This is a genomic window from Proteiniclasticum ruminis (genome assembly GCF_900115135.1).
Lineage (GTDB): Bacteria > Bacillota > Clostridia > Clostridiales > Clostridiaceae > Proteiniclasticum > Proteiniclasticum ruminis_A.
Window position 1 is genome coordinate 139,355 of sequence record NZ_FOVK01000004.1, and the last position, 25,268, is coordinate 164,622.

At 44.7% G+C, this 25,268-nt stretch carries 19 protein-coding genes and 1 other annotated feature; of the genes, 4 read left to right on the plus strand and 15 right to left on the minus strand.

Translation table 11 applies throughout. The features are described 5' to 3' along the window. Positions 1-156: 156 nt before the first annotated feature. The 5 genes from BM243_RS08215 to trhA all read right to left on the minus strand — a co-directional run bounded on the left by BM243_RS08215 (position 157) and on the right by trhA (position 4,768). Positions 157-486 carry a hypothetical protein gene (locus BM243_RS08215; protein WP_074911890.1) on the minus strand — a complete coding sequence of 110 codons (330 nt, stop codon included), beginning with the start codon at positions 484-486 and terminating at the stop codon, positions 157-159. Between the two features lie 160 nt (positions 487-646). Next, entirely contained in the window at positions 647-2,083 is a 1,437-nt protein-coding gene (gene proS, locus BM243_RS08220) for a proline--tRNA ligase (RefSeq protein WP_074911891.1), read from the minus strand. A 48-nt stretch (positions 2,084-2,131) separates the two neighbouring features. Then, positions 2,132-2,332 (minus strand) — a binding site (T-box leader). A gap of 125 nt (positions 2,333-2,457) precedes the next feature. Continuing rightward, positions 2,458-2,724, minus strand: a complete 267-nt coding sequence (locus BM243_RS08225; RefSeq protein ID WP_074911892.1) for a hypothetical protein — start codon at positions 2,722-2,724, stop codon at positions 2,458-2,460. Positions 2,725-2,893: 169 nt separating this feature from the next. Further along, a complete protein-coding gene (locus BM243_RS08230; protein ID WP_074911893.1) occupies positions 2,894-3,943 on the minus strand; it encodes a peptidoglycan DD-metalloendopeptidase family protein in 1,050 nt (349 codons plus the stop codon). 177 nt (positions 3,944-4,120) lie between these two features. Further along, a complete protein-coding gene (gene trhA, locus BM243_RS08235) occupies positions 4,121-4,768 on the minus strand; it encodes a PAQR family membrane homeostasis protein TrhA (protein ID WP_074911894.1) in 648 nt (215 codons plus the stop codon). 147 nt (positions 4,769-4,915) lie between these two features. Here trhA and BM243_RS08240 point away from each other — a divergent pair, with 147 nt between their 5' ends. Together BM243_RS08240 and BM243_RS08245 are read left to right on the plus strand one after the other, a co-directional pair. After that, positions 4,916-5,407 (plus strand): DUF1836 domain-containing protein, encoded by a 492-nt coding sequence (locus BM243_RS08240; RefSeq protein ID WP_074911895.1) that lies wholly within the window; start codon positions 4,916-4,918, stop codon positions 5,405-5,407. A gap of 132 nt (positions 5,408-5,539) precedes the next feature. Beyond that, a complete protein-coding gene (locus BM243_RS08245; protein ID WP_074911896.1) occupies positions 5,540-6,331 on the plus strand; it encodes a VOC family protein in 792 nt (263 codons plus the stop codon). Positions 6,332-6,431: 100 nt separating this feature from the next. Here BM243_RS08245 and BM243_RS08250 read toward each other — a convergent pair whose 3' ends face one another. After that, positions 6,432-8,450 carry a fructose-1,6-bisphosphatase gene (locus BM243_RS08250; RefSeq protein WP_074911897.1) on the minus strand — a complete coding sequence of 673 codons (2,019 nt, stop codon included), beginning with the start codon at positions 8,448-8,450 and terminating at the stop codon, positions 6,432-6,434. 529 nt (positions 8,451-8,979) lie between these two features. Here BM243_RS08250 and BM243_RS08255 point away from each other — a divergent pair. After that, positions 8,980-10,593, plus strand: coding sequence for a sensor domain-containing diguanylate cyclase (locus BM243_RS08255; RefSeq protein WP_177213487.1), 1,614 nt, complete (start codon positions 8,980-8,982; stop codon positions 10,591-10,593). Positions 10,594-10,692: 99 nt separating this feature from the next. Here the strand turns inward: BM243_RS08255 and BM243_RS08260 are convergent, their stop codons facing one another. The 8 genes from BM243_RS08260 to BM243_RS08295 all read right to left on the minus strand — a co-directional run bounded on the left by BM243_RS08260 (position 10,693) and on the right by BM243_RS08295 (position 22,255). Continuing rightward, entirely contained in the window at positions 10,693-13,119 is a 2,427-nt protein-coding gene (locus BM243_RS08260) for a sensor domain-containing phosphodiesterase (protein WP_074911899.1), read from the minus strand. Between the two features lie 157 nt (positions 13,120-13,276). Continuing rightward, entirely contained in the window at positions 13,277-13,930 is a 654-nt protein-coding gene (locus BM243_RS08265; RefSeq protein ID WP_074911900.1) for a vWA domain-containing protein, read from the minus strand. A 79-nt stretch (positions 13,931-14,009) separates the two neighbouring features. Then, positions 14,010-15,029, minus strand: a complete 1,020-nt coding sequence (locus BM243_RS08270; RefSeq protein ID WP_074911901.1) for an O-acetyl-ADP-ribose deacetylase — start codon at positions 15,027-15,029, stop codon at positions 14,010-14,012. Positions 15,030-15,511: 482 nt separating this feature from the next. Then, positions 15,512-16,948 carry a YlbE family protein gene (locus BM243_RS08275; protein ID WP_074911902.1) on the minus strand — a complete coding sequence of 479 codons (1,437 nt, stop codon included), beginning with the start codon at positions 16,946-16,948 and terminating at the stop codon, positions 15,512-15,514. Between the two features lie 2 nt (positions 16,949-16,950). Continuing rightward, complete coding sequence (gene fdrA / locus BM243_RS08280) at positions 16,951-18,498, minus strand: acyl-CoA synthetase FdrA (RefSeq protein WP_074911903.1); 1,548 nt, start codon at positions 18,496-18,498, stop codon at positions 16,951-16,953. A 1-nt stretch (position 18,499) separates the two neighbouring features. Next, positions 18,500-19,336: an oxamate carbamoyltransferase subunit AllH family protein gene (locus tag BM243_RS08285; protein WP_074911904.1), complete on the minus strand. Its 837-nt coding sequence runs from the start codon at positions 19,334-19,336 to the stop codon at positions 18,500-18,502. 43 nt (positions 19,337-19,379) lie between these two features. Then, positions 19,380-20,630: an ankyrin repeat domain-containing protein gene (locus BM243_RS08290; protein WP_074911905.1), complete on the minus strand. Its 1,251-nt coding sequence runs from the start codon at positions 20,628-20,630 to the stop codon at positions 19,380-19,382. 86 nt (positions 20,631-20,716) lie between these two features. Then, on the minus strand, positions 20,717-22,255 hold the full coding sequence (locus BM243_RS08295; protein ID WP_074911906.1) for a xanthine permease: 1,539 nt from the start codon (positions 22,253-22,255) through the stop codon (positions 20,717-20,719). A gap of 273 nt (positions 22,256-22,528) precedes the next feature. On the opposite strand from BM243_RS08295, the gene BM243_RS08300 reads away from it, so the two are divergent. Beyond that, positions 22,529-24,217 carry a PucR family transcriptional regulator gene (locus BM243_RS08300; protein ID WP_074911907.1) on the plus strand — a complete coding sequence of 563 codons (1,689 nt, stop codon included), beginning with the start codon at positions 22,529-22,531 and terminating at the stop codon, positions 24,215-24,217. Positions 24,218-24,315: 98 nt separating this feature from the next. Here the strand turns inward: BM243_RS08300 and arcC are convergent, their stop codons facing one another. After that, positions 24,316-25,257, minus strand: a complete 942-nt coding sequence (arcC, locus tag BM243_RS08305) for a carbamate kinase (RefSeq protein WP_207646181.1) — start codon at positions 25,255-25,257, stop codon at positions 24,316-24,318. Positions 25,258-25,268: the final 11 nt, after the last annotated feature.

The window sequence follows — 25,268 nt, forward strand, 5'->3', positions numbered from 1 at the left end:
CTTGGTACCCTGCTTTTGATGAAAGCATCGGAAAAGGTTCTGACGGAGCACCCTATAGCAGAAGATTTTTAACTAAAAAAACAGAAGAGTACAGGATCTTCAGGAGTTGCTCCTCATAGATCACTGTACTCTTTTCTTTTCTACCCGCCGTTTTATCTAGGCTTCTACAGCGCCTTCTTTCAGCAGGATGGTCAGTCTTGCATTTTTCTCTGTGACCTCATATGAAAGCACATGCTTTTCTCCATCCAGTTCAATAAAGGACATGGCAGAGAGCAGGTCCCGATCCATGAGAAAATGCACGGAATAAAGATTTCCCTGTCCAACGCGGATGAGGATGGAAGAAACTTTAAAAAACTCCATCTCAATCTTGTATTTGAGAATCAGGGGTCTTCCTTCATTATCAAGAAAATAATCCTTGTCGCCTTCCCGGTCTTTTACACTGCGCAGATGATAGTTCCCTTGGATCAGCTGTTCCAGTTGGTACATTACAAACGCCCCCTTTTATTCAGCTGCATTCCACAGCTTTGTCTTCCTCTTCATTATAATCCACTGCTTCTACGAAATGTTTCTTCTCTTCAGATGTTTACAAAAAATGCAAAAAAAGACAGGAGGTGCCTCTATCTGCACTTCTCCTGTCCAGTTCTTTTTAATATGCTTTACCCCAGTACACCATGGTGTCTGTTTCTTTGCCACAGCAGACGCAGGTGTCAGCCACCTTCTCCTGCTCAAAAGGCATGCATCGGGAGCTGAGCCCATATACTTCCTTGATCTTCTCTTCGCAAGCCAGCTCTTTACACCACATAGCCTTAATGAAACCAGGCTTGTTGTCCGCTGCATCTCTCATTTCTTCAGGGGTTGTCACCGTTGTGGTCATTTCTTCCTGTCTCTTCACAGCTTTCTCATAAAGCGCATCATGAATTTCATCTAGAAGTGCTGGAATTCTTGTCTCCAGCTCATCCATGGACACGATCATCTTTTCTCTGGTATCTCTTCTTACAAGAACCACCTGATTATTTTCGATGTCCTTAGGACCTACTTCCAGTCTTAGAGGCACTCCTTTCATCTCATACTCACTGAACTTCCAGCCTGGCTTCTTATCGGAAGCGTCCACTTTCACACGGCATACGCCTGAAAGCTTACCGCGAAGCTCTTCCGCTTTTTCCAGAACGCCTTCCTTGTGCTGTGCCACTGGAATGATCATAAGCTGAGTGGGTGCCACTCTTGGTGGCAGGATGAGTCCTGAGTCATCCCCATGAACCATGATGATGGCACCGATGACTCTAGTGGATAGTCCCCAGCTGGTCTGATGCACATGGCTGAGCTTTCCGTCTTTGCCTGTATATCGTATACCAAACGCCTCTGCAAAGCCCTTTCCAAAGTTATGGGATGTTCCGGACTGGAGGGCCTTTCCATCATGCATAAGCGCTTCAATGGTATAGGTGGCTTCAGCACCTGCAAACTTCTCTTTGTCTGTCTTTCTTCCCTTCACCACTGGAATGGCGAGAAAATCTCTGAACATGTCTGCATAGACATTCAGCATCTTGATGGTTTCTTCCTGGGCTTCTTCAGCGGTCTCATGAATGGTGTGACCTTCCTGCCAGAGGAACTCGGAGGTTCTTAGGAAAGGTCTTGTGGTCTTTTCCCATCGGATGACGCTGCACCACTGGTTATACTTCTTTGGCAAATCATTATAGGACTGCACAATGTTTGCGAAGTGCTCACAGAAGAGCGTCTCTGAAGTAGGTCTGATGCACAGCCTTTCGGTGAGAGGCTCAGATCCACCATGGGTTACCCAGGCCACTTCAGGAGCGAATCCTTCCACATGGTCCTTTTCCTTCTGAAGAAGACTCTCAGGAATCAGCATTGGCATATAGACATTCTCATGTCCTGTTTCCTTGAACTTCTTATCCAGATACCCCTGAATGTTCTCCCATAGTGCATACCCGTAGGGTCTTAGGATCACAGCACCTTTAACGCTGGAATATTCGATGAGTTCTGCTTTTTTCACGATGTCTGTGTACCACTGGGCGAAGTCCACATCCATGGATGTGATGGCTTCTACAAGCTTTTTGTTGTTGTTCATTACAATACCTCCCACAAAATTAAAAGAAATAAAAAAAGAAGGCTCAATAAAAGGGGCCAAATCTCTTCGGCGGTACCACCCTTATTGATACTTCTCCTAACGTATCCACTCTAAAGTATAACGGCTTTCCCCGCTCAAATGGTTGAGAAACTCCAAGACAGGTTCTGGAAACTTTCCTTGAGGGCTTTCACCAATCCCCTCTCTCTATGAAGGCAGGACTTCCATACTGGTTCTTTTCATCGTTTATATCATATAGATTTTATAGGAAATTCCACTTCCGGTCAACTGCTTTTTTTAAGAGACTCCTAAGAAACTCACAAAGGCACTTCTCTTCCGCGCAGGAAGGCACTGACCTTCAAAGATAGCTGTAGAGGCTATGTGAGAATCCACCAGCTTTTATACCGGGGGTCCAGATAGAGTGCATGCCTTTCTTTGAGTCTTTTTCTTTTTCCCCGGACGAAAAATGTCTTCTCCGTAAGGCCGTTACTATGCTCTTCCAGAACATAGTAAATCTTCTCCACTTCATACACATAGTAGGCGGCATTCTCCACAGAATAGAAACGGAACTTCAGTGGATACACTTTGCCTTCTTTATAATACGAGATCACTTCGCATGGCCGTCGATAATCCTGAGGGTACATAAAATCACCTTCTTTACTCTTTGATTTTATATTAGAACACATGTTCTTTATTGTCAAGAGAAAGAATACAACACAATATGTGGTGCGTTATCAGAAACAATCCACAACATCTTGTGTGTAATGTGTATAACTTCTTGCACAAAAAAAGAGAGCTTCCGCTCTCCTTCTCTTATTTTAAATAGCTCATTGGATTCACAGCTGTGCCATTCTTTCTGATTTCAAAATGCAGATGGCTTCCAGTGGATCCTCCGGTACTTCCCATCTTTCCAATGCTTTGTCCTTGAGTCACAGTGTCTCCAACGCTCACGGAAATTCTGCTTAAATGTGCATAAGCTGTCTCCATACCATTTGCGTGTCTGATCACTATGAGTTTTCCATAGCTTCCCTGATATCCGGTAAAGATCACCTTACCATTTTGGGAGGCTGCGATGTTGGTGCCTGAACTGTTTGCAATATCAATTCCTGTATGCATTCTTCTGGTTCTGGAGATCGGATGGATTCTGTACCCAAAGGGGCTGGTGAATCTTCCTGAAGTTGGCCAGATAAAAGTGGTGGATTTTCTCACAGCCTCTTCTTTCTCGATCTGATCTTCCAATGTGATTTTTTCTACACTAAGGGCAGTCAGTGTCACGTTTGTCTCTTCAGATACTCTCTGAGCTTCTGTCACTTCATTTGTATACTGCTCTTTCTTGCCCATTTCAGTATTCATCAGAGCTTCCACCTGAAGAATGTTCTCTTCAATCTCCGCTCTTTTCAGAAGCAGCGCTTCTTCAATCTCGCGGTAGGTATCCTGATGCAGATACTGATTTTCATAGGTCCCATATACGTCAAGTTCTCCATGGATCAGTGCAGTTCTTTCTGCTTCTTCAAGGACTGTATAAGCCCTTGCGATGGTCAGCACCGCTGCCTGCAGAAGATTCGAAGGCTTCAGTTCATCAAGAAGCACCATTCTTTCATCCACTGCTGCTTTTTCCTCTGCCAGGAACCTGACGCGGTCCTGGAATACAGAGACTGCCTGTCCAATGGTTTCAATTTCATTTATTCTGGTTTCAACCAACCGTTCATTTTCAGTTTTAACTTCTTCAAGGGTCTGTATCTGTGCAACAACTTCATTCAGTTTTGTTTTACTGTTTTCATCTGCCAGTACCCTAACTTTCGGGAAACTGCCAACAGCTAAAATCACCAACGCAGTGGCAACCGCTTTGCTCCAAGGCTTCATGTTCATTCCTCCATCATTTTCATACGACTTTTTTATAGTACGTCTTTTTTGTAAAGAAAATATGAAGAGAATTAAACATTTTGTAGCACAAAATTAAAGGCAGTCTTTACAACTGCCAAAAGCCCCTAAATTCAATGGGTTCTGTAACCATTTTGTTTCCAGTCTCTCTTTAAAAAATTAAGCGAGATAAAAGAATGTGAAGAAATAATGTAGAAGACTGCCGCCTAAAATGAACAAATGGAAAAGTTCATGAAAGCCCAGCACCTTAGAAAAGTTCGGCTTTTTGATCATATAAATGAAGCCGCCAATGGAATAGAGAATTCCACCAAAGAGAAGCAGAAGGAATCCTCCCTGAGGAATACTTGCATACACATCTCCAATGAAAAAGATGACCATCCAGCCCATCATGAGATAAAAAAGTGTATAGAGCACTCTGGGAATCCCTGGTATAAAAATCTTCGAGAGGATCCCAAAGAGCGCAATACCCCAGACAATGCTTAGTATGAGTACTCTCTGCTGCCCTTCAAGCACCATGAGGCACATAGGGGTATAGCTTCCCGCTATAAGCACATAAATCATGCTGTGGTCCAGCTTCTTCAGTTTCCTTATGACTTTTTCGCTGCCATTATAACTGTGATAGATTCCGCTGGCCAGGTACAGCAGGACCAGACTAAGTCCAAATATGATCACACCCACAATACTCTTAACGGATGCTTCTGTCACAATTCTATGAGCCAGCATCACAATGGTTCCGATAAAGAAAAAAATTGCCCCGCCCAAATGAGTCCAGGCATTCACCGGCTCTCTTAATTTACTTTTTTTCATGTAGATCCCTCCATCTAGTTTTAATAACTATGTGTTGTCTTATTTGTATTATACCGCAGCTTTTGTAAAATGCAATATTGAAAATGTGAATTGTATCTATTATGATGATGATATGTAGTTTTGAAAACAAGATAAGGAGATGAAGCAATGCTTGAAAATTCCTTTCCCCAGCTGCCAGAAGTGGACGCTCTGCCGGATTTCGGCCTGTATATGGACCAGGTCATGACTCTGATGGAGAAACAGTTCCCCAAATGGCCTCTGACCAAAACCATGATCAATAATTATACCAAAGACAAAATCCTTTTTCCCACGGAAAAGAAAAAATACTCCAGAGAGCATCTCATGATGCTGTCTCTCATCCAGATTCTCAAAAGAACCCTGACACTGCCCCAGATTAAAACCCTTCTCTCCCCTCTCAGCAAGGAGCTGGAAAAAGGAGACACCACGAATCTTTACACTCTTTATGAGGCTTTTCTTTCCCGCTACGAGAGTACACTCACCTACGCATCGAATCTTTCTGCCTCTGTAGCAGCAGACAGCGAACAAAAGGAAAGCCTCGTGTATCTCTATGCGCTCCTTTCCAGTTATTTCCAGAATCTTGCAGAGGAACAGGCAGAATCTGTCAAAACCCTTCTATGACAACATTTACAGGTGAAGTGTTCACAGTTTTTTATCTTGCACTTCATACAGGCTTTTCATCCGTCTCGTACACTTAGACTAAATCCCATAAGAATCACGGATTTGAAGTTGAAATGAAATGAAGGCGATTAAATGAAGACATTAGAACTTGGTGCAGTGCACCTGAATGTAAACAACTTAACCAACATGAGAGAATATTATGAGCATCTTGGGCTCACCGGTAAAATGGAAGACGGAAAAGTGGTGCTGTATGCAGCAGACCGTCCGCTTCTTGTTCTTCATGAAACCCACAAAACCAGACGTCATGAGGTGGGTCTTTATCATTTTGCCATAAAAGTTCCCACAAGAGGTGATTTTGGTGATTTTCTGTATCATGCAGCAAAAACAAGACTTCCAATCACCGGATTCTCTGACCATTATGTGTCAGAAGCCGTATATCTGACAGATCCTGAAGGAAACGGCATCGAAGTCTACTGGGACCGGCCTCAAGAAAAGTGGATGAAAGATGGGGCTCTTCACATGTCCACAGATATGATGGACATAGATGGCGTCCTAAACTCAAGACATTCCAATGAGTTCAAAAAATTCCCGAAGGATACGGTCCTGGGACACATCCATCTCCATGTTCTGGATTTGGAAGCTTCTTCCCAGCATTATAAAGAAACACTGGGACTTGAGAAAATGTTTGATTATCCCAGTGCAGGCTTTTATTCCAGAGATGGATACCATCATCACATTGCCATGAATCTTTGGCTGCCAGGTTCTCCAAAAGAAAAGGAAGACCATTATCCTGGTATTCATTCCTTTATTCTCTATCTGGAGCCCTCCATCTATGATGCACTCTATAAGACAGAAAGCTACAAAATGGTCCACCGGGATCCCAGTAACATTCTTTATGAAGTGCACCGGGGATTTCTCAGATAACCCCCTTTTTGCTTCCTCCTATTTGAAATATACTTTCTCTTTTTTGTATATTTCAAATATTTAAACCCCGAAGACATTGTCTTCGGGGTTCTCCTTTTGTCTAGGGTTTGGTCTCATTGATGTAGGCTGTCTGAATCATTTCCTTGATGTAGCCTTTTCTGTAGGCATTGACCAGCTGCAGAAGATCCTCCACCTGAGACTTCAGCTCAAATCCCGTGTCCGTATCCGCCACCCGTCTTCTGCTGGTGACACTTTCAAGGACCATCACCGTGGAGACGATGTCCTTCTCTTCTATAATGGCTTTCTTTGTAGATTCGAAGGGTTCGTGGCTCACTAGATTCATGCCATGGGAATTGTAGATGAGAGTGTACCCGGCAATGCCTGTTTCCTTCTGATAGGCTTTGGCAAATCCGCCATCAATGACCAGAAGCTTTCCTCCAGCCTTGATGGGACTTTCTCCTTTCATTACCTTCACTGGAACATGACCGTTGATGAGATGGGAGGTTTCAATATCAAGACCGAAATCCTCCAGGATCTTCTCGATCCATTTGATGTTTTCACGGTCTTTATAGTAGGGATTCTTCTCCTCCGCATGGGTTTCCTTCTCTTCAATATAATAGCGCTCAAAAGTGGCCATTTTTTTCTTTCCAAACAGTGGTGATGCAGGTCCGCACCAGAGATACCACATGGCATCGAGTCCTTTTTCCCTGAGGACCGGATCGTTGTTGAAATACCCCTGCCTTGCCAGTCTCTCCAGCTCATCCAGAGCTCTTTTCCCGTGGTATTCTTCTCCATCAATCATGATGGGCATGAACTCGCCGCTGGCCTCCATAGGAATACATCCATGCAACAGCAGATTGCCGTTGAACACCTTGTACATGCTGCCCTTTGAATAAAGAAGCTTCACGTGGTCATTGAGCCTTAAAGAGTTCATAAAGCTTCTCTTTAAGCGGTCCACAATCTCCTTCTCCTCTTCTGTGAGGATAAAGGGATTCTTGGGGTCTATGGTTGGAAACTCTTTGGAATTGAGAGCATACTCCATACCATCCACAAGGATGGTTCCTTTTTCGTAGTCAATCATATCCAGCAGCATCCGGTCATTCATGCCATACTCCGGATGACGATATATGATCTCCGCTTCCAGCTTCATCTGAATGAGAAAGATGGCTTTGTGGATTTTAGCCACCATCTCCATTTCCCGCTGGTTTTTCTCTGTAATCTCCACACCTCTTGGCATGAAATTCTTCAGCTCTTCATTTCCATAGGTATCCATGGCGAAGGTAGCCAGTGGCAAAAGATTGATGCCATAGCGGTCTTCGAGAAGCTCAAGATGGTTGTATCTGGCGGTGATTCGGATGACATTTGCAATGAGAGCCTCATTCCCCGCACAAGCCCCCATCCAGATCATATCATGGTTCCCCCACTGAATATCCAAAGAGTGATACTCTTTCAGCATGTCCATGATGATATCCGCTCCCGGACCTCTGTCATAAATATCTCCTATAATATGAAGACGGTCCACAGCAAACCGCTGAATGAGATTGCAGATGGCCACAATAAACGCTCTGGATCTGTCCAGATCAATGATGGTGTCAATGATCTTATTATAGTAGTCATACTTATTGATGCGGTCCTCATTCTCGTTGAGAAGTTCATCCAGGATATAGGCAAACTCCTTCGGAAAGGCTTTACGAACCTTTGATCTGGTGTATTTGGATGAAACTCTCTTGCAGACTTCTATGAGCCTGAACAGGTGGACTTTATACCAGTCACTGAGTTCTCTTTCATTGATGTCCAGCATATCCAGTTTCTCATTGGGATAATAAATGAGTGTCGCTAGAGCTCTCTTTTCTGCTTCTCTTAAGGTGTTTCCATAGAGATCATTGATTTTATTGCGGATAACTCCGGATGCATTTTTCAGCACATGCCGAAAAGACTCAAACTCCCCATGGATATCTGACAGAAAATGTTCCGTGCCCTTGGGCAGGTCTAGAATCGCTTGCAGATTGATGATCTCTGTTGTTGCCGCGTCTATGGTCGGATACTGCTTGGCAAGCAGTGTCAGATAATCCAGATCTCTTATGGTTTTCACTTCACTTCCAGTCAGTTCATTTGTCATTGTAACGCCCCCAAATCATACCAAATTCCTTTATTTCATTTATTATACTATGGAAATCCTTTTATCCCCATAAGTGATTCATATCCTAGGATAAAAAACCTGCAAAAATACACCATTTATCAGCTGGAAACAGACCAAAAATCGATATTTTTATATTGTTTCTGTCAAGGAAGCAATAATCTCACAACAAGTAAAAATAAATACCGCCAGAATCTGAAATTTGTAAACCTTTACCACAAGAAGACTTCCTGATGCATTTTTGTTCGTAAAAAACATAGATACTCATCTGAACTACACCCCGTTTGATTTTCATTGAATCTCCATAGAAATTCCTATATGATTAAAGTAAATCATGAACTTTTCTGAATTTTACGGAGTAGGGTGAAAAACCCAGTGGATTGAAGTGTACAAAGATAAAAAAAGATTTGGGAATTCTTTATGGGTTGCAGCCGCTCTACTGTCAGCTGTCAGCCTATATGTAATGCTCCTTGCTTTCTACCCTTCCTGGTTCCAAAACCTGGAGGGGAACTTGTGGCGCAGCGAATCTCAAAATCTCATGGATCATGCGGAGTACATCACCACAGGCTCTTCCTTGAGACTTCCTGAGATCCAGCAGCTGAAAGGCCTGAGGAAATTCGATGCTGAAAGATACAGCGTGGCAGAGAGCGGCGAAGCCATGTGGATCAGAATTCCAAGCAATATTCTGAAACAGGACTATTCCATCTTCTCAGCTCAGCCCTATATCAGAAATTTTGATATTTATTTCCCGATATTTACCGGAAGGCTGACCCAATATCAGAACACCGAGGTTCTCTCCACAGGAAAAGTCCGTGGTAGAAGCATCCATGCTTTTGCCCACATGCCAAATTCCATCGATGCTGAACAGCCGATTTATATCAGGATTGAAGGTCCGGTTCAGAATCCAGATTTCCAGACCATGCTCTATGAGGACTTTTCTGTCTACGAGAATCGCCTGTCCCTCTTTTTTTCCATTCATTTCACTGTTTTTATCATCATATTTCTTGTGAATGTGATTTTATACTATATTTTCAAAGAAAAGTCCTACCTGTTCCATGGGCTGTTTCAGCTCTTCACTACCCTTTCCCTGTATTACTTTACTTCCTTCGGAAACCGTATGTATGATATGGGCAGAACTTTTCATTATGAAGAGTATCAGATTCTAGCACTCCTTTTTATGTATCTGTTCCTTTATGATTATCTGAAAGTCAAAAGTAAAGGAATCCTTTTTAGAGAGCTGTATCTGGGTGCCATGGCCATCGTTGGCACTTCGGCATTTTTCATCCTCATGACAAATCATGATCAGGAGATGTATTTTACTGCGGCCATCACCAGTCTTTCCTATCTCTTTATCTTCGCGGCCACCTACTACACGTATCGGAACAAAACACGCTTCTCCGTATGGATTCCCTTTGCAACTTATGTACTGATGCTTTCATCCGTACTCCATACTTTGAGCCTATATGCATTCTTAGGAAGCAGCATCAGCATCAGACTCATGGTATTCACCTCCGTGCTGATTGAAGCCGTGGTCTTTACTTACAGTATTTTCCACCACATCAGTGATCAGCAGAAGGAGAATGCCTTCCTGAAAAATCAGGTGAACTTAGACCACCTGACAGGACTGAAAAACAGGTACTACCTGGACAAATATGCCAAAGAGAAGATGATGCTACTGGAAAAAGGTGGAAAATCCACTTCCATGATCATCCTGGACATCGACTTTTTCAAATCCGTCAATGATGATTTCGGCCATGACAAAGGAGATGAGGTGCTTCAGGAGCTGGCCAGAAAACTGGAGGCAACCTTCAGAAAGGAAGACTCTGTTACAAGACTAGGTGGAGAAGAATTCATCATACTGCTTTATGACAGCAACCTGAAAACCGCTGAGCTTCTTGCAGAGCGAGCAAGAAGTGTTGTAGAACATACAGATTTCGGACTGCAAAGACCCCTCACCATCAGTCTGGGGGTTGCAGAGAAGAAGCCAGGGGAGACATTCAATGAGCTCTATAAACGGGCTGATGACGCTCTATACACAGCAAAATCCATGGGAAGAAATCAAGTGCGGCTTTCAAGAGAACACACATTTACCGCATTTTTAGATGTACAGCAAGAGCCGGAATAACTTCAAAAATCCGATGGATTTTTTCAATGAGAAAGGCAGGAGAACCAAGATTCTCCTGCCTTTCTTATTTTTTCGGGTTATTGGAGTAGAGGATGCTCGCTAGTTGTGGGGTTCATACACTGTAAGAAAATCCAGAAGAGAAGCTTCTGTCATGGGTTTCCCATAGTAATATCCTTGCACACTGTCGCATCCTTCCATCTTCAAAAAATCCACTTGCTTTCTGGTTTCAGCTCCTTCTGCCACCGTGAGCATCCCCAGGTTATGGGCCAAAGTGATGATGGTGGATACAATATCCCTGCTCTTATCATCCTCCTCAATACCATCTACAAAGGATTTGTCGATTTTTAAGTAGTCAATGGGAAAATCCTTCAGATATTTCAAGGAGCTGTATCCGGTGCCAAAATCATCGATGGCTACTTTCAGTCCCAGCTCTTTGATCTTCTGCAGCTCCTTCTGAACCACTTCTGCATGGGAAGCAATGGACTCTGTGATTTCCAGCACCAGCTGGCTGGGTGGAACTTTTTCGTCCTTGATCATTCTTTCGAGGCATAGAAGAAACTCAGGATGATAAAACTGATGGGTGGAAATATTCACCGACATTTCCAGCTGATATCCCAGCTGATTCCACTTGGCTAAATCTGAAAGGGCTTTCTTTGTTACCCAGTTGCCAAGTTCGATGATGAGACCGCTGTCTTCCGCCACTTTTATAAACTGATTGGGAGGAACCGTGCCCAGTTCCTGACTGTGCCATCTGAGAAGGGCTTCCACTCCAGTGATCTTCCCGCTTAAAAGCTCCACCTGAGGCTGATATACCAGGGAAAACTCTTCTTTTTTCATGGCTTCTTTAAGCAGGAGCTCCATCCGGAGAGCCTCATCTTCCCTCTCCATGCCCTTGGTCCCATAGAAGGTGGCATGGTTTCTTCCCGTTTTCTTAGAATAATACATGGCATTGTCTGACTTTTTAAGCAGTGTCTCCAGATCTTCACCATCTTCCGGGTACAAGCTGATTCCAATGCTGGAAGACACACTGACTTCAGCATAATGAATGATGAAAGGATCTTTAAAGAGGCTTTGAAGATTCTCGGCGAAAGATTCCACTTCGCTCCGCTCTGTAAATCCATAAAGAAAAATATACTCATCCCCACCATAACGGTAGAGCTTTGCTCTATGGTCATGGACATGATAAAGAAGTCTTTGGGACACTGCCTTTAGAAGCTCATCTCCCACTTCATGACCCCAGTTGTCATTGATGGATTTAAAACGGTCCAGATCCAGAACCAGAACACCAATCCTCGCTTCATCCTCCAGAAGACGGTCAAAGTCTTCCATCATAGCTCTCTGGTTGGGCAGATGGGTCAGATGGTCCTGATAGGCTACCTTTTTCAGGGAGCGCTCCATATTCTTCCGGTTGGTGATGTCCTTTCCGATGCAGTGGATGCCTTTCATTTCCCCCCCGATGATCAGAGGCATTACGGTGATATGAAGATGCACCACTTCTTGTTTTCTATTGAACATGGCGGTTTCGTAGCGGATGGAGTGTCCATTTAGAACCTTGGAGAACTCCTTTAAGGTAAACTGCTGGTACTCTGGCAGAATAAAAGGGAGAAAAGGCTTCCCGATGAGCTCCTCTGCGCTGTAGCCCATGAGTTCTTCTGTGGCTTTATTAAGATGCAGAAAGTTTCCTTCCAGATCATAGGTGACCACGGCATCGATGTTATCCTCAAAAAGAGACCTGTAGCGCTCCTCACTCTCCAACAGCTCAATCTCCATGTCTTTTCTCTTGGAGATATCCTTGGCGACTCCAAAGACTTCCATGACTTCTCCTTCGATGATGACAGGAATGGCCGTGATATCAAGATATCCCACATCTCCCGTTTTGTTCACAGAGCGGAGCTCTACCTGGGCAATCTGCTTTTCAAGGACCTTGCCAAAATACTCATTCACAAGTCTATGGTCCAATTCATGGATCACCTCAAGATAATGAAGACCGATGATCTCTTCCTTCGTTCTTTTAAAATACTCCGCCCCTTTGAGATTCATCTCCAGAAAATATCCTCTGGTATCGATGAGGTAGTGGATGTCTGGACTCTGTTCAAAAAAAGCATCATACTGCAGATGGATTTTGTTCAGTTTCTGAAGGAGCCTGTCCTGCTCTCTTTTATCTTCCAGAATCAATAGAGACAGCACTTCTCCCGCCAACTCCCTCAGAGGAATGATTCTGGCGGTGACAGACATAGGCTTCCCTTTTGCAGTCATTGTTCTAAGCGGAAAAGTATGTCCACCGTGATGAATGAGCGGGTGCCTGCTCTTATCTTCCAGCTGGATATTCAGTACATCCAGGCAGTTCTTGGGATCCGGCCGCGTGTCCTGGTTTTCCGGAATTTCCAGGTATGAAGAAAAAGCCCGGTTTCTGCCGAGAAAAAAGACTTCTTCTTTATTTTTCTCCAATAAAAGTGCTGCAGGATAAGGCAGTGCTTGAAGAGCAGTAATAAACTCCCCAAGACTCATTAAATTCTGTTCATTCATATGATTTAAATCCTTCCACATGCGGTGTATAAGCGGTGTATAAAATACTATTTATATTATACTAGGATAGCTTGAAAAAACCTATGATATTCAATGGATGTTCACAAAAAAAAAGAGAGAAGGTGCTGCTGCACCTTTCTCCCGAAATCTCATGATTCTATGGCCTTTTTTTTCTTTTTTCAAAGTCTTCCTCTATTTTCTTTTTCCAGTTGGGATCCATCTGGCTGCTGTTTCTCATATTGCTTACAGCTTCACTGATGACCGAATAATTGAGTCTTGTGCCCTTCTCATCCGCATGATAGGTTACAGCGCGGTCTCTGCCAATTCCATACTGTTCGGCAGCTTCTTCTGCATCAATGTTCGCGCCAAGAAAAAGAAACTCCCAGCCATACTTCGTCTTTTGTGTTTCGATCATCTTTCTTACTTTTTCCTGGGTAAACTCCCTGCTGGCATTCTCATATCCGTCTGTGGTGATGACAAAGAGCACTTTACCCGGTTTTTCTTCCGGCTTTTCATTCTTATGCACCGCAATCATCTCACTGATGGTCAGTCCTACAGCATCCAGAAGGGCTGTGGAACCTCTGACATAGTACTCTTTGTCTGTTAGAGGCAAAACCTCTTTCAGCGGCATCATTCTATGCAGCAGCTCATACCGGTCATCAAAAAGCACCGTGGTGATTCTTGCCCTTCCTTTTTCCTTCTTCTGCTTCTCAAGAAGTGCGTTATATCCCCCGATGGTGTCCTTTTCAAGTCCTGCCATACTGCCGCTTCTGTCCAGAATAAAGACCAGTTCTGTGTAATTCTTCTTCATTGCTGATTCCTCCTGTATGTTTTATGCTTTTAGCATACAGGACATCTCATCGGATGGGGTCGCCTCAAAAGCGACATCTTCAGGAACTGGTGAGCGTCGTTTCCAGGAAGCTGAAAAGCACCTCATTGATTTCGAAAATATTATAGTTCTCCTCTTCGATGAAGTAGGAAAGAATGAGATCAAACCTGCTGCTTCTTGAAAGCGCATACCCTGCTCTTCTTAGAAGATCCTCTGTTTCATCCATGGAGAGATAAAGCGCCACCGCCAAAGACAGCACCGTCTTTTTGCTGGGCTGATAGTCTTCATCTTTCCTGATTTTAGAAAACAGTTTTCTGTCCATATTGGCTCTTTTATAAATTTCTGTATCCGTATACCCTTTTTCATCGATGAGCCTTAAGAGCATCCTGCTGAATGTCTCTTCCTTTCTATGAAGAAGCTCCTCCAGTTTTCTCTCCTTCCCTGGTGCTCGGAACGCTTCCTCTACGCCCATCACAGGCAGATCTTTCAGAATTTCCATTTGGTAGGCTCTGCTTTGTGCTTTTCTGTCCCTGCTGAAATACCCTTCTTTTTCCTCCACATAATGGTCATCCACATAGCTTTTTACAGCGTCATGGAGATTTTGAGAAATCAGGAAGGCTCCTTTATCAAAAAGAACCAGATATACCAGAAGATCTTCTTCCTTCAGAAAGGCTCTGATGGTATCCACTGCTACCTTCATGGCTTCTTTCTTGGGATATCCGTATATCCCCGCCGAAATCAGAGGAAAGGCTATGCTCTGAAGACCCTTTTCCTTGGCAATCAGTAAAGAGTTTCTATAGGCGCTTTGTAAGAGTTCCTCTTCCCCATGGTTCCCATCCACATATCTCGGCCCCACCGTATGGATGATATAGTCCGCAGGCAAATCATATCCTTTGGTGATTTTAGCTTCTCCTGTTCTGCATCCTCCTAAAGTCTTGCATTCTTCAAGAAGATCTTTGCCTGCAGCTCGATGGATGGCTCCATCCACACCCCCTCCACCAAGCAGGCTCTCATTGGCTGCATTGACGATGGCATCAACTTTCATTCTGGTGATATCTTCTCTAATCAGTTCCAGTGGCATTGACTTCACTCCTCATGCACTTTTCTTATATCTAGGATAATCTTTTTTCCGGAGAAACACCAGTGCTCTATCCTACGGTGATTCACATTCTTTCTTAGAATCTCAACACTTTTCTTTTTCCAGATTCTCATTATTTAACTCCCTAAATATCAAACTCACAAAATTTGCATAAATATGCACTTCATTCAAAAAAAGTCTAGGATGTAACCTTTACCTGCTGTATCATAAAAGTGTAAACCCTTGGGAGAAGTGTCTTTTCCAATTCCGCCTTGAAATCAAACATTCCTTCCCTTGATTTAATTTTTGGGCGCTTCTTCCATTTTACAGCTAGAGTCTCCGGTTTGAGCAAACACCTTAAACCGGAGATTTCTTGTTTCACCAGGATATACTAGCATAAAAAGAACCCCATTCTTTCAGGAGATCTCCTTTGAAAGAATGGGGTTTTGAAATGAGAGGGATGGTCTATGAGGGATAAAACGATCTTATGCTTCCAGTTCCTTGATTCTCTTTGCCAGGGCCAGTGCTGCCTTCTTGAAGCACTCCATTGGAGGATTTACAACACCTGCGCCGATCATACCGATACCTGGCTCTTTATGAGCAATGGCAGTATCGATGAGTGGCAGAACCCCTGTCTCCAGAACTTTTCTCAGATCGATTCCAGTTGGAATACCCTGGAAGTTCAGGATTGGAATGGTCACGTTTGGATTTTCAGTGGTGGTGATTTCACCCATCTTCTTGGTGTAGTTGATGGCATCATTTACAGTTCCACCAACCAGGGAAACGATGGCTGGCGCTGTGGACATAGCAAATCCGCCAATACCATAGGTCTCTGTAATCGCACTGTCTCCGATATCAAGGCCTGAGTCTTCTGGCTTGAATCCTGCAAAGAGAGGTCCTACAACCACCTGAGCTGGTCCAGTGAACCACTGGTTGCCTTCCAGTCCGCTGACACGGATACCGAACTCATATCCATTTCTGGCCATGGTGGTCAGGATGGAGCTGTATTCCACATTATGGGCAGCGTCCATGGCATTTTTCGCCAGAGCCATCCAAGTAGGTCCGGAGAAGTAGTCAGAGGATGCCACGAAGTTGAACACATCCACCTTGTCTTTGGTGGAGAAGCTGGTCTGCACCAGGTAAGGGGTCAGTGCCTGAATCAGAAGTGTAGTACCTGCTACGTTTCTGTTATGGCACTCATCTCCCATATGAAGAGCCTGGGAAAGAAGAAGTCTCAGATCGATTTCTCCTGCAATTTCCATGGCTTCCTTCAGCATTGGGCCTAGAACATCTCTCATCCAGATGAGTCTTTCAATAACACTTTCGTCATTGGCACCCATTCTGAGGATCTTTGAAAGCTGCTCGCTGAGGTTTGTATAAGAAACATTTCCGTAGGTCTTATTTTCTACGATGTGCACATACATGGAAGGAGAAGTGACGCCCGCCATGGATCCAACGGTACTGTGCTCGTGGCATGGAGAGAATTCAATTTCTCCAGAAGCTGCCAGTCTTTCTGCATCCGCAATGTCTTTTGCCAATCCTTCGAAAACCAGCGCTCCTGTCACGGCTCCCTTCATGGCACCACACATGTTTTCCCAAGCCACTGGTGGGCCGGCATGAATGATCATGTTCTTCTTCATTCCTGGAATGACGTTGATCGCCTGATCAAAGCCGATGAGAACAGGTCTGGAAGAAACTACTTTTTCTACTACATCTTTGTTTGCTGCTTCAATCTTTTCACGGATTCCTGGAGTATCCAGATAATCCAGTGCAGCCAGGACTTCTTCATCTCCGTCTGCTGGAGGCATGAAATTCACCTGGGATACCTTTACCCCCTGGCTGTTGAGATCTTCTTTGAACATCTCCAGTCCTACGTTGACAACTTCCAGTTCACTGCTGAATAATTCGTTGATTTTTACCATTTTTAGTTCTCCTCCTTTGACACAAATCCTCTGGATAAGAGTCCAGTGTTCTCACTGCTGCTGGATATGGTCACGCCTTCTGCCATGAGTCTTTCCACCTGATCGTCAAAGACCTGTGGATCCAGCTCAGTTCCTAATACAAAGGCAAGGATCTCCAGATGTCTGCCTTCTTTTGCTGCAATGGCCTTTGCTTCCTTGATGGCAGGGAGTGTAGCACCTACTGGGTCCATATGAGCGCCGTATCCAAGGATCATATCAATGGCAATGACGCCAACTTCTGGATCTTTCGCTTCCTTCACAATACGGTCCAGTCTCAAGGATGGATCAATCATTGGATGAGGTCTTCCCTGTGTGAAGCTGTCATCTCCAAAGTCGATGAAGGTATGTTCTTTGCTTGCTTCCATAGGTCCGATCTTATAAGCTTCCTTCTTGGAGATGTTGCTGTATACAGGTCCAACAGCTTCTTCTACAAGGTATGCAACTTCCTGGCAGATGGTTCCGCCGCAGAAGAGGCCTCTTACATATTTCTGCTCTGGATTCAGCTTAGCTTTGATTTCTTCAATGAGTGGCATATTGAGTGAATGCTTGTTGATGGTTTCTTCTGGAACACCAGACAGAATCACAGCCTTCAGCGCTGCCTGCTTGGTGGTCTTTGCATAAATCGCTCCTGAAGCTTCGATTTCCTTCTGGTCTCCCCCAAGGAAACAGATGACTACAGGCTTCTCGCTCTTCTGTACTTCTGCATAAATCTTGTCTGCAACTTCTTTTGCGGGTGGCTTGGAAACCAGAATGATAATCTTGGTGTCCTCATCTTCCTGAAGTGCTTTGATGCCGTCCAGCATCATGATGCCGCCTACTTCTTTAGACAGGTCTCTTCCGCCAGTTCCGATGAGCTGGGAAACACCGCCGCCAAAGTCATGGATACGAACGCTGACTTCCTGTGCGCCTGTTCCTGAAGCTGCAACGATACCGATGGATCCACGTCTTACCTCATTGGCAAAACAAAGTCCTTTTCCATTAAGTATTGCGGTACCGCAGTCTGGTCCCATGACAAGAAGACCCTTTTCATGCGCTTCTTTCTTCAGTTCAATTTCTTCTTCCAGTGTCACGTTGTCACTGAACATCATGACATGAAGACCTTCGCGGATGGCTTTCTTTGCCACTCTTGCTGCGTAAGCGCCAGGTACGGAAATCACTGCAACCTTGGCATCTTTATGATGCTTTACAGCGGCTTCTACACTGCTGTATGTAAGATCCTTCTCTTCTCCCTGGACTTCTTTTCTCTGCATGACTTCTTCTACTTTTACGAGAAGCTCTTCTGGATCGTAGCCTTCCTCGCTCTCGATGACGATCATAAGATCTCCAGGCTTTGCCTCTTCTGCTTCTTTCTGAAGAAGACCTGTGTTCTTTAAAACATCCTTGTTCATGCTGGTGCCCATGGCGATGTTCACCTGCTTGACGCCTTCTACACCATTGGCTTTGGTAGAAAGTGCCATAAGGGATACAGAATCAAAATAAGTATTCTTTTTGATGATGGTTTTAATTGCCATTTCATTTCTCCTTTTCCAAACATATTTTTAATAAGCTCAGGACTCCTAAAAGAATATCCTGGCCAGAAGTGTGTCCAATTGCTCTAACCTGTTCTCTTTCTTTTTCAATCTCCTTTTCTCTCAGAATGGCCTTTATGAAATCCAGGAGATTTCTCCTTACAAAGCCTTCCCGTGCTCTTGCGAGGCCATGGAAGCTCAAGAGATTTGTCTCGTCCCGGGCTTCTAAAAGCACCTGGTCAAAAAGCGGCAGATATTTTTCATATGGATTTCCCGGAAGGTTTAGTACGAGCATCATGCCAAGAAGCACATCATCTCCACTGGGGGTAAGCCCAGGTCCAAGCCCAATGAGCTTTTTAGAAAACGAGAGAATCTGATCTTCATCCTCCTTCTGGAAGGCATCGGTAAGATCCATCAGCCGTTCATGAAGCAGTTTTTCCACAGCTCTCTCATAAGGGGAACCTCCGTGTTGATTTTCTCTCTCCAGTATGCTTTCTGTTTCCTGTATCAATCTATAACACCAGGGGGATGGGTCATAGGGAGGAAAGAGGAGAGAAAACCGGGAAGCATTCTCCAAAGGTATGCGATGCCCTGGAATGCGAAGCTCTTCTCTTGTCATGAGGATCCTCTGATCTTTTATAAAAGGAGACTCCTCGAAACTCTTCAGGGATAAGGTAACGGCCAGAGGTCCGTCATCCATTTCAGAAGTGAGCAGGGTATAGAGATGGTTCTCCTCATCGATGATGTTCAGCGCTTTCTGAAACACACTGTGCACCTGACCCCTGATGGGTCCTTGAGTCAGCAGTCTGTCCAGCGCATCATGAATCTTCAGGGCTTCCATCTCTATGTCCTCCTCTACTTGCTATACTTTCAAAAAATAAGGTTTATCGGGCTTCCAGTTTTTCTTCCACTCTGGAAAGTTCTGCTTCATATACAGGAGCCTGCTTCATGGAAAGCGCCAGGTTCAGCAGCTCTTTTGCCTCTTCCAGACGTCCTAGAAGATGAAGAGACTGCGCCTTGTGGAATACATAAAGGGAATTCGCTTTATCCAGAACAATGGCCTTGTCCATGGCTTCCACCGCTTCCTCATGACGGCCTAAGGATCTTAAGCTGTTCGCCTTATGGAAATAGTAGTCATATCGTGGTGGGTCCAGTTCCAGAAGATCATCCATGGTTTTCACCGCTACTTCATGCATGCCCAGTTCTCTCAAGTAGTTGGACATATGGTATCTGTAGAAGAAGTCCTGTGGATTCATCTCGATGGCTTTCTCATACTCACGAAGGGCTTCTTCGCTCTTCTTCATGAGTCTTAAGGTGTTTGCAGTGTAGAAGTAGAATTCAGGAAGTGCCTTTGGCAGCTTTGCCCCTTCTAGATAGGCTTCCAGAGCCTTGTCATATTCTACCTTCAGTGTGTAGACATACCCTTTCAGGTAATAGGCTTCCAGAGCGGTTCTCTCTTCCTTCACCAGGGTATCGAGTACTTTCAGCGCTTCCTCATAATGGTTCTCCTCTATGAGACGTCTAGCTTCCAGCACAGCAGGAACCTTCTTTGGCTCTCTTTGTTCCAGGATAGAAAGGATCTTCTCATTGCCTCTTTTTCTGGCTACTTCTATGGGGCTGTTGCCATCGTGATCCACATCATGGGGACGGGCTCCGTTTTCCATGAGTTTTCTTACAATATCACTGTAAAGAAAACTTTCGTTGCCAAGGATCACTGCTTCCTGAAGGGCGGACCAGCCAAGATCGTTCACGTGATTCACAGGAACGCCAGCCTTGATGCCCACTTCTACGGTCTTAAGGTATCCTTTTTCAGAGCTTGGGAGAAGCACGGTGCCGCCAAAGCGGTTCACGGACTTCAGATCTGGTGAGTACGCCAGAGCCTTCTCCAGAATTCTGTGGAACCCGTTGGCTCCTGCACAGAGCCAAGGGCTCAGCATGGTGTTGTCACGGATGTTCAGGTCTGCTCCTTTTTCCAGTAGAAGCGTTGCCAGTTCCAGATTGTTCTTCTGAACAGCAATCATCAGTGGAGTACGCCCATCTTTGTCCTGGACATCGATGAATGCACCCTCTTCAATGAGCCGTGCCACTTCTTCTATGTTTTCAAGACCTGCTTGGCGCAGTAATTCGTCATTCATTGTCATTTCTCCTTACTTTTGGAATGGGAGGAAGGAGCCTTTTCATACAAAGGCTTCCTTCCTCATCTTTTCTCTTCTGTATCTTCTTAAGCGGTCTGATCCGGCATATCGGTTTCTCCAGCCAGGCCCTTCTTGTCTGCAAAGAACTTGTAGGCAAAAAGACCAGCGATGAGAAGGTATCCTACGGTGATTTCAGGCTGCAGACCAAATCCTACTCCTGGGGAGTGGATGACACCGGTATAGGTCAGAGCTGCTGCAGTCACTGCTGTGATGATGGCTTTCACCGAATCATTTCTGATGGCGAAGACCACGAGACATCCCCAAACGATACTGGAAATGGGTGCGCCGCTGCCAAGAGCGACCAGTCCTCTATGGTATACGCCCGCCTTCGTGAAGGCTTCCAATCCTACTTGTCCAGCGTTGGTTCCAGCTGCACTCAAGGTGTTGTTCACAAGGGTCAGTGCCCAGTTGGCGATCCATGGGAATAGAGATACAAACACAACAGGCAGTTCAATCTTTGGTGTTTCATTGGCAGCCTGTCTTGCTACAACGATTCCTACATAGAAGAGGATTGGGAATACAGCACTCAGCGGAATAATTCCTAGGAAGAGACCACCAAGACCTAAGATACTGATGATAAATACAGTGAAACCAGTCACTAGGGTATATCCGATACCTGCACCAATGGATTTCCAGCCAGGATGTCCGATGTATACAGTGGTTGGGAAAGGACAACCAAAGAAGCTTCCGATGATAGAAGAGATTCCGTTGGCAAGCATTATGTTTCTTACGTTAAAGTCATCGCCTGCTGCAGAAGCGGATTCAATGTTTTCCAGGGTGAAGATGAAATTTGTGACACCCAGTGGAATCGCTGAAATCAGGAATACCATTGCAGGGGAAATGCCTTTGAAAAGATCTCCAAACTGTGGAATTGGGAAGGAGAAGCCAATCTGCTTCAGACCTTCTGTGATGCCTGAAGCATCCATCTGTCCAAAGAGCCAAGCCAGTACAGTACCGATGGCAAGGATCAGGAATCCTGTAGGAATCTTAGGGAATACCGCTTTCTTACCAAACCAGTTGATGAAGATGACAGCGATAACAACAAATGCTACATAAGGTGCTTCAAAGGACTGAAGGATTGGGTTCATAGCAAGAAGCAGAAGTCCCAGTCCAGAAAGAGCGGATAGAAGAACGCTTCTTGGGATGATTCTTCTCAGCCAGTCTCCAATGAATGCGCCAGAAAGTTCGATGAGCGCTTCCAGGAAACACCAGCCAAGAGCTACACGCCAAGCATAGTACACATCGCCAGTGGATTTCGCGATAGGCATGATGACCATGAACACAACGATGAAGATCGAGGGTGCACTAGGTCCCGAAGGGAGTGCAGTGACATCCGTTCGTCCTGTTTTCTTCATCAGGTTCTTTCCTGCATACCAGTAGAAGAATCCTGCAGTGAATATAGCAAGTCCGAAACCAGGTGCAATTCTCTTATAGACAAATTCCGCGGGCATGCCAACGGTAAAAATCAGAAGTCCCGCCATGGTAAAGAAGTTTGTAAGATTATTGGCAAGCAGCCCGAAGTATGCACCCCAGTCGCCTTTTTTCCAGCCAAGTAGTTGAGCCATAATATACCTCCTAAAAATAAGTTCAAAATATTGGACTCTCTTTTCCTCCTCCTGCATGAACCCGGGTACCCTGTCGAAGACACACATTCTGGAAGGAAATTTCCTTTGTCATGTTCTATGTTATCCTTTGTAAACAATTTCATCATTAGCTGATATCACCTAAGATTTCACTTTCTGTTTGTGCAGAAGAAACAAAGTCATTGTTCTTTTTCATGAGGAAGCCTATAATGTATCTAACTTATGAATTTTTTAACAAATCGAGGTGTATCGACCATGCTTACAGTCAGGCAACTTTTAAAACTTCCAGCACTTCGGGATCTCAAGCTGGTATCCGGCGAAGAGGGACTCGACCATGTGATCTCCAGTGTCAATATTATGGACAACCCCGATGCTCTTGACTGGTTTTCCCCAGGAGAGATGTTGGTCACTTCCGGTTATTTCTTCAAAGACAGTGAAGAACGCCAAAAGGAAGTGATGAAGCAGCTGAAGAATCTCAACTGTCCCGCACTGTGCATCAAGCCGAAGCGTTATTTCGGCACTGTACCGAACTGTATTCTGGAACTGGGAAATAAATACAAAATGCCCATCATTGAGATTCCCTACGGCATGTCTTTTGCTAAGATATCCACCTTTGTTCTGGCAGAAACATCTGAGAACTATGATGTGATCAATAAAAAATCTCTGGAGATCCACGAGGAGTTTCTTCGGATTTCTCTTCACAGCGGTGGCCTCAAAAAAATCTGTCAGAGTCTTTCCTCCATGATCGGAAATTCTGTGATACTTATGGATAAATACTGGAACGTACTCCTATGGGAAGTTCAGGAGAAAGACCCACATCCAGTGACGGAGTTTCTTCCTCTGGAAATGTCCAAGTCTTTTGTGGATGATGAGTTCATCCGGACGCTTCCCATGGATTTTGAAAGTCTTCAAAAACCACTCGTCCGTTCCACCACCCTCCATGACGTAGAGATCCCTTTCGTGCTGATGCCTGTTTCCATCGGCGTGCAGCACCATGGGTATATCCTTGTTTGGAATACGCTGAAAGAGCTCCAGGATATAGATTTCATTGCTCTGGAGAATGCAGCCATGTCCTTTGCCCTGGAAAGAATCCGGAACAATGAACTGGAAAGAACGAAAAACAGAATCCGAAGAGATTTCTTTGATGAGCTTTTATCCGGTCAGATCAAGGATGTGGAAAATCTCACTTACCTGTGCGAGGTCCATGGTCTCAATCCGAGTCTTTCCTATACACCCATGATTCTCTCCGTTTCTCTGGAAAGTGAATATTCCATGGAGAACCTCATTGAGAGAAAACGGGAGGAAGACGAAAAGGTCAAAGAAACCCTCCGCTTTATAGATGACTACGCCATACAGAAAGACTACGTTCTTCATGCTTTTAGTCAAAATACACAAATCATTCTTCTTCTGGGAAAGAAAACCAAAGAGGACCATTCCATCTCCCTTATGAAGTCCTTGGGGGAGGAGCTCCTGACTGACGCTGAAATCTCCATAAAAAATGTGAGTCTCTCCATGGGGATCGGAAAAACCGCCAAAAACCTTCTGGATCTTCATAAGTCTTTCCGGGAAGCCAAGGAAGCCTTAAGACTCCTTAAAAAATCTCCTACGGAGAAGAAAATCTCTCATTTTGAAGATTTTATTGTGCATCACTTCCTGGAAGAGAACATCGATCCTACGGAGATGAGACAGTTTTTCCAGCATACGCTGGGCCCCATCCATGAGTATGACGAAAAATACAAAAGTGAGCTTCTGCCCACATTAGAATCCTGGATTGCCCATCACTTCAATGTGGCCGAAACCGCCCGTGCTCTTTTTGCCCATAGAAATACCATTCTCTACCGGATGGACCGGATTTCCACCATCCTTCAGTCGGATCTGAAAGACTCCGATGAGATCCTCAAATACCAGCTGGCTCTTAAGATCTACCGGCTGCTGGATTTGTAGAATCTATAAAGATGTACGATGCAAATTTAAAGGTCTGGATTCATGCTTTTTGAGGCATAAATCCAGACCTTTTCTTTTGTTTTTCTATGATATTTTCTTTAGTACTTGACGATTCTTGTTCCTGTTTCTCCCTTAATGGCACGCTTCAGCTGATCCATGGAAGTAATGAGTGCTTCCCCGCCTGTGGCCTCCACAAAGGAAAGAGCCGCATCGATCTTGGGACCCATGCTTCCTGCAGGGAACTGTCCATCGGCCATGTGTTTTCTTGCCGCTTCCACATCCATGACAGAAAGGTTCTCCTGTGTAGGCTTGCCAAAATTGATTGCCACCTGTTCTACACCCGTAAGGATCACAAGAAGATCTGCATCAATTTCCAGAGCAAGCAGTGCGGATGCATAATCTTTATCGATGACCGCCTCTACGCCGCGATACTGGTCTTCCACATCTTTAATGACAGGAATTCCGCCGCCGCCAGCTGCGATGACGAGATATCCAAGACCCGCCAGAGCTTTAACCGCTTCTTTCTCGATGATCTCCTGAGGTTTTGGAGAAGCCACTACTCTTCTGTATCCACGTCCGCTGTCTTCCTTCATCACATACCCTTTTTCTGCCATGAGAACATCTGCTTCTTCTTTGGTGAAGAAAGGTCCCACTGGTTTTGTAGGATTCTTGAAGGCAGGGTCTGTTCCGTACACTTCCACCTGGGTCACCAGGGAAGCAATCTTTTTCGTCAGGCCTCTTTCCTTCATTCTGTTCATGAGGCTCTGCTTGATGACATAGCCTAGAAGCCCTTGGGTCTCTGCGCCGCAGGCATCCATGGGATACGCAGGCACAAGATCCTTCCCCGCTTCTCCTTTGATCAGGGAATTTCCCACATGAGGTCCATTTCCGTGGGTCAGTACCACATTGTATCCTTCCTCTAGTAGATCAATGATATGGTCACAACTCTTACTTACATTTTCAAACTGTTCTTCGATGGTTCCTTTTTGCCCTTCCATGATGATGGCATTTCCGCCTATCGCAATAACTGCTGTTTTCATGATAATCCTTC

Excerpts from the sequence above, each read along its gene's own strand:
- BM243_RS08215 (WP_074911890.1), bottom strand. The coding sequence starts at position 486 with ATGTACCAACTGGAACAGCTGATCCAAGGGAACTATCATCTGCGCAGT.
- proS (WP_074911891.1), bottom strand. The coding sequence starts at position 2,083 with ATGAACAACAACAAAAAGCTTGTAGAAGCCATCACATCCATGGATGTG.
- BM243_RS08225 (WP_074911892.1), bottom strand. The coding sequence starts at position 2,724 with ATGTACCCTCAGGATTATCGACGGCCATGCGAAGTGATCTCGTATTAT.
- BM243_RS08230 (WP_074911893.1), bottom strand. The coding sequence starts at position 3,943 with ATGAAGCCTTGGAGCAAAGCGGTTGCCACTGCGTTGGTGATTTTAGCT.
- trhA (WP_074911894.1), bottom strand. The coding sequence starts at position 4,768 with ATGAAAAAAAGTAAATTAAGAGAGCCGGTGAATGCCTGGACTCATTTG.
- BM243_RS08240 (WP_074911895.1), top strand. The coding sequence starts at position 4,916 with ATGCTTGAAAATTCCTTTCCCCAGCTGCCAGAAGTGGACGCTCTGCCG.
- BM243_RS08245 (WP_074911896.1), top strand. The coding sequence starts at position 5,540 with ATGAAGACATTAGAACTTGGTGCAGTGCACCTGAATGTAAACAACTTA.
- BM243_RS08250 (WP_074911897.1), bottom strand. The coding sequence starts at position 8,450 with ATGACAAATGAACTGACTGGAAGTGAAGTGAAAACCATAAGAGATCTG.
- BM243_RS08260 (WP_074911899.1), bottom strand. The coding sequence starts at position 13,119 with ATGAATGAACAGAATTTAATGAGTCTTGGGGAGTTTATTACTGCTCTT.
- BM243_RS08265 (WP_074911900.1), bottom strand. The coding sequence starts at position 13,930 with ATGAAGAAGAATTACACAGAACTGGTCTTTATTCTGGACAGAAGCGGC.
- BM243_RS08270 (WP_074911901.1), bottom strand. The coding sequence starts at position 15,029 with ATGCCACTGGAACTGATTAGAGAAGATATCACCAGAATGAAAGTTGAT.
- BM243_RS08275 (WP_074911902.1), bottom strand. The coding sequence starts at position 16,948 with ATGGTAAAAATCAACGAATTATTCAGCAGTGAACTGGAAGTTGTCAAC.
- fdrA (WP_074911903.1), bottom strand. The coding sequence starts at position 18,498 with ATGGCAATTAAAACCATCATCAAAAAGAATACTTATTTTGATTCTGTA.
- BM243_RS08285 (WP_074911904.1), bottom strand. The coding sequence starts at position 19,336 with ATGGAAGCCCTGAAGATTCATGATGCGCTGGACAGACTGCTGACTCAA.
- BM243_RS08290 (WP_074911905.1), bottom strand. The coding sequence starts at position 20,630 with ATGAATGACGAATTACTGCGCCAAGCAGGTCTTGAAAACATAGAAGAA.
- BM243_RS08295 (WP_074911906.1), bottom strand. The coding sequence starts at position 22,255 with ATGGCTCAACTACTTGGCTGGAAAAAAGGCGACTGGGGTGCATACTTC.
- BM243_RS08300 (WP_074911907.1), top strand. The coding sequence starts at position 22,529 with ATGCTTACAGTCAGGCAACTTTTAAAACTTCCAGCACTTCGGGATCTC.
- arcC (WP_207646181.1), bottom strand. The coding sequence starts at position 25,257 with ATGAAAACAGCAGTTATTGCGATAGGCGGAAATGCCATCATCATGGAA.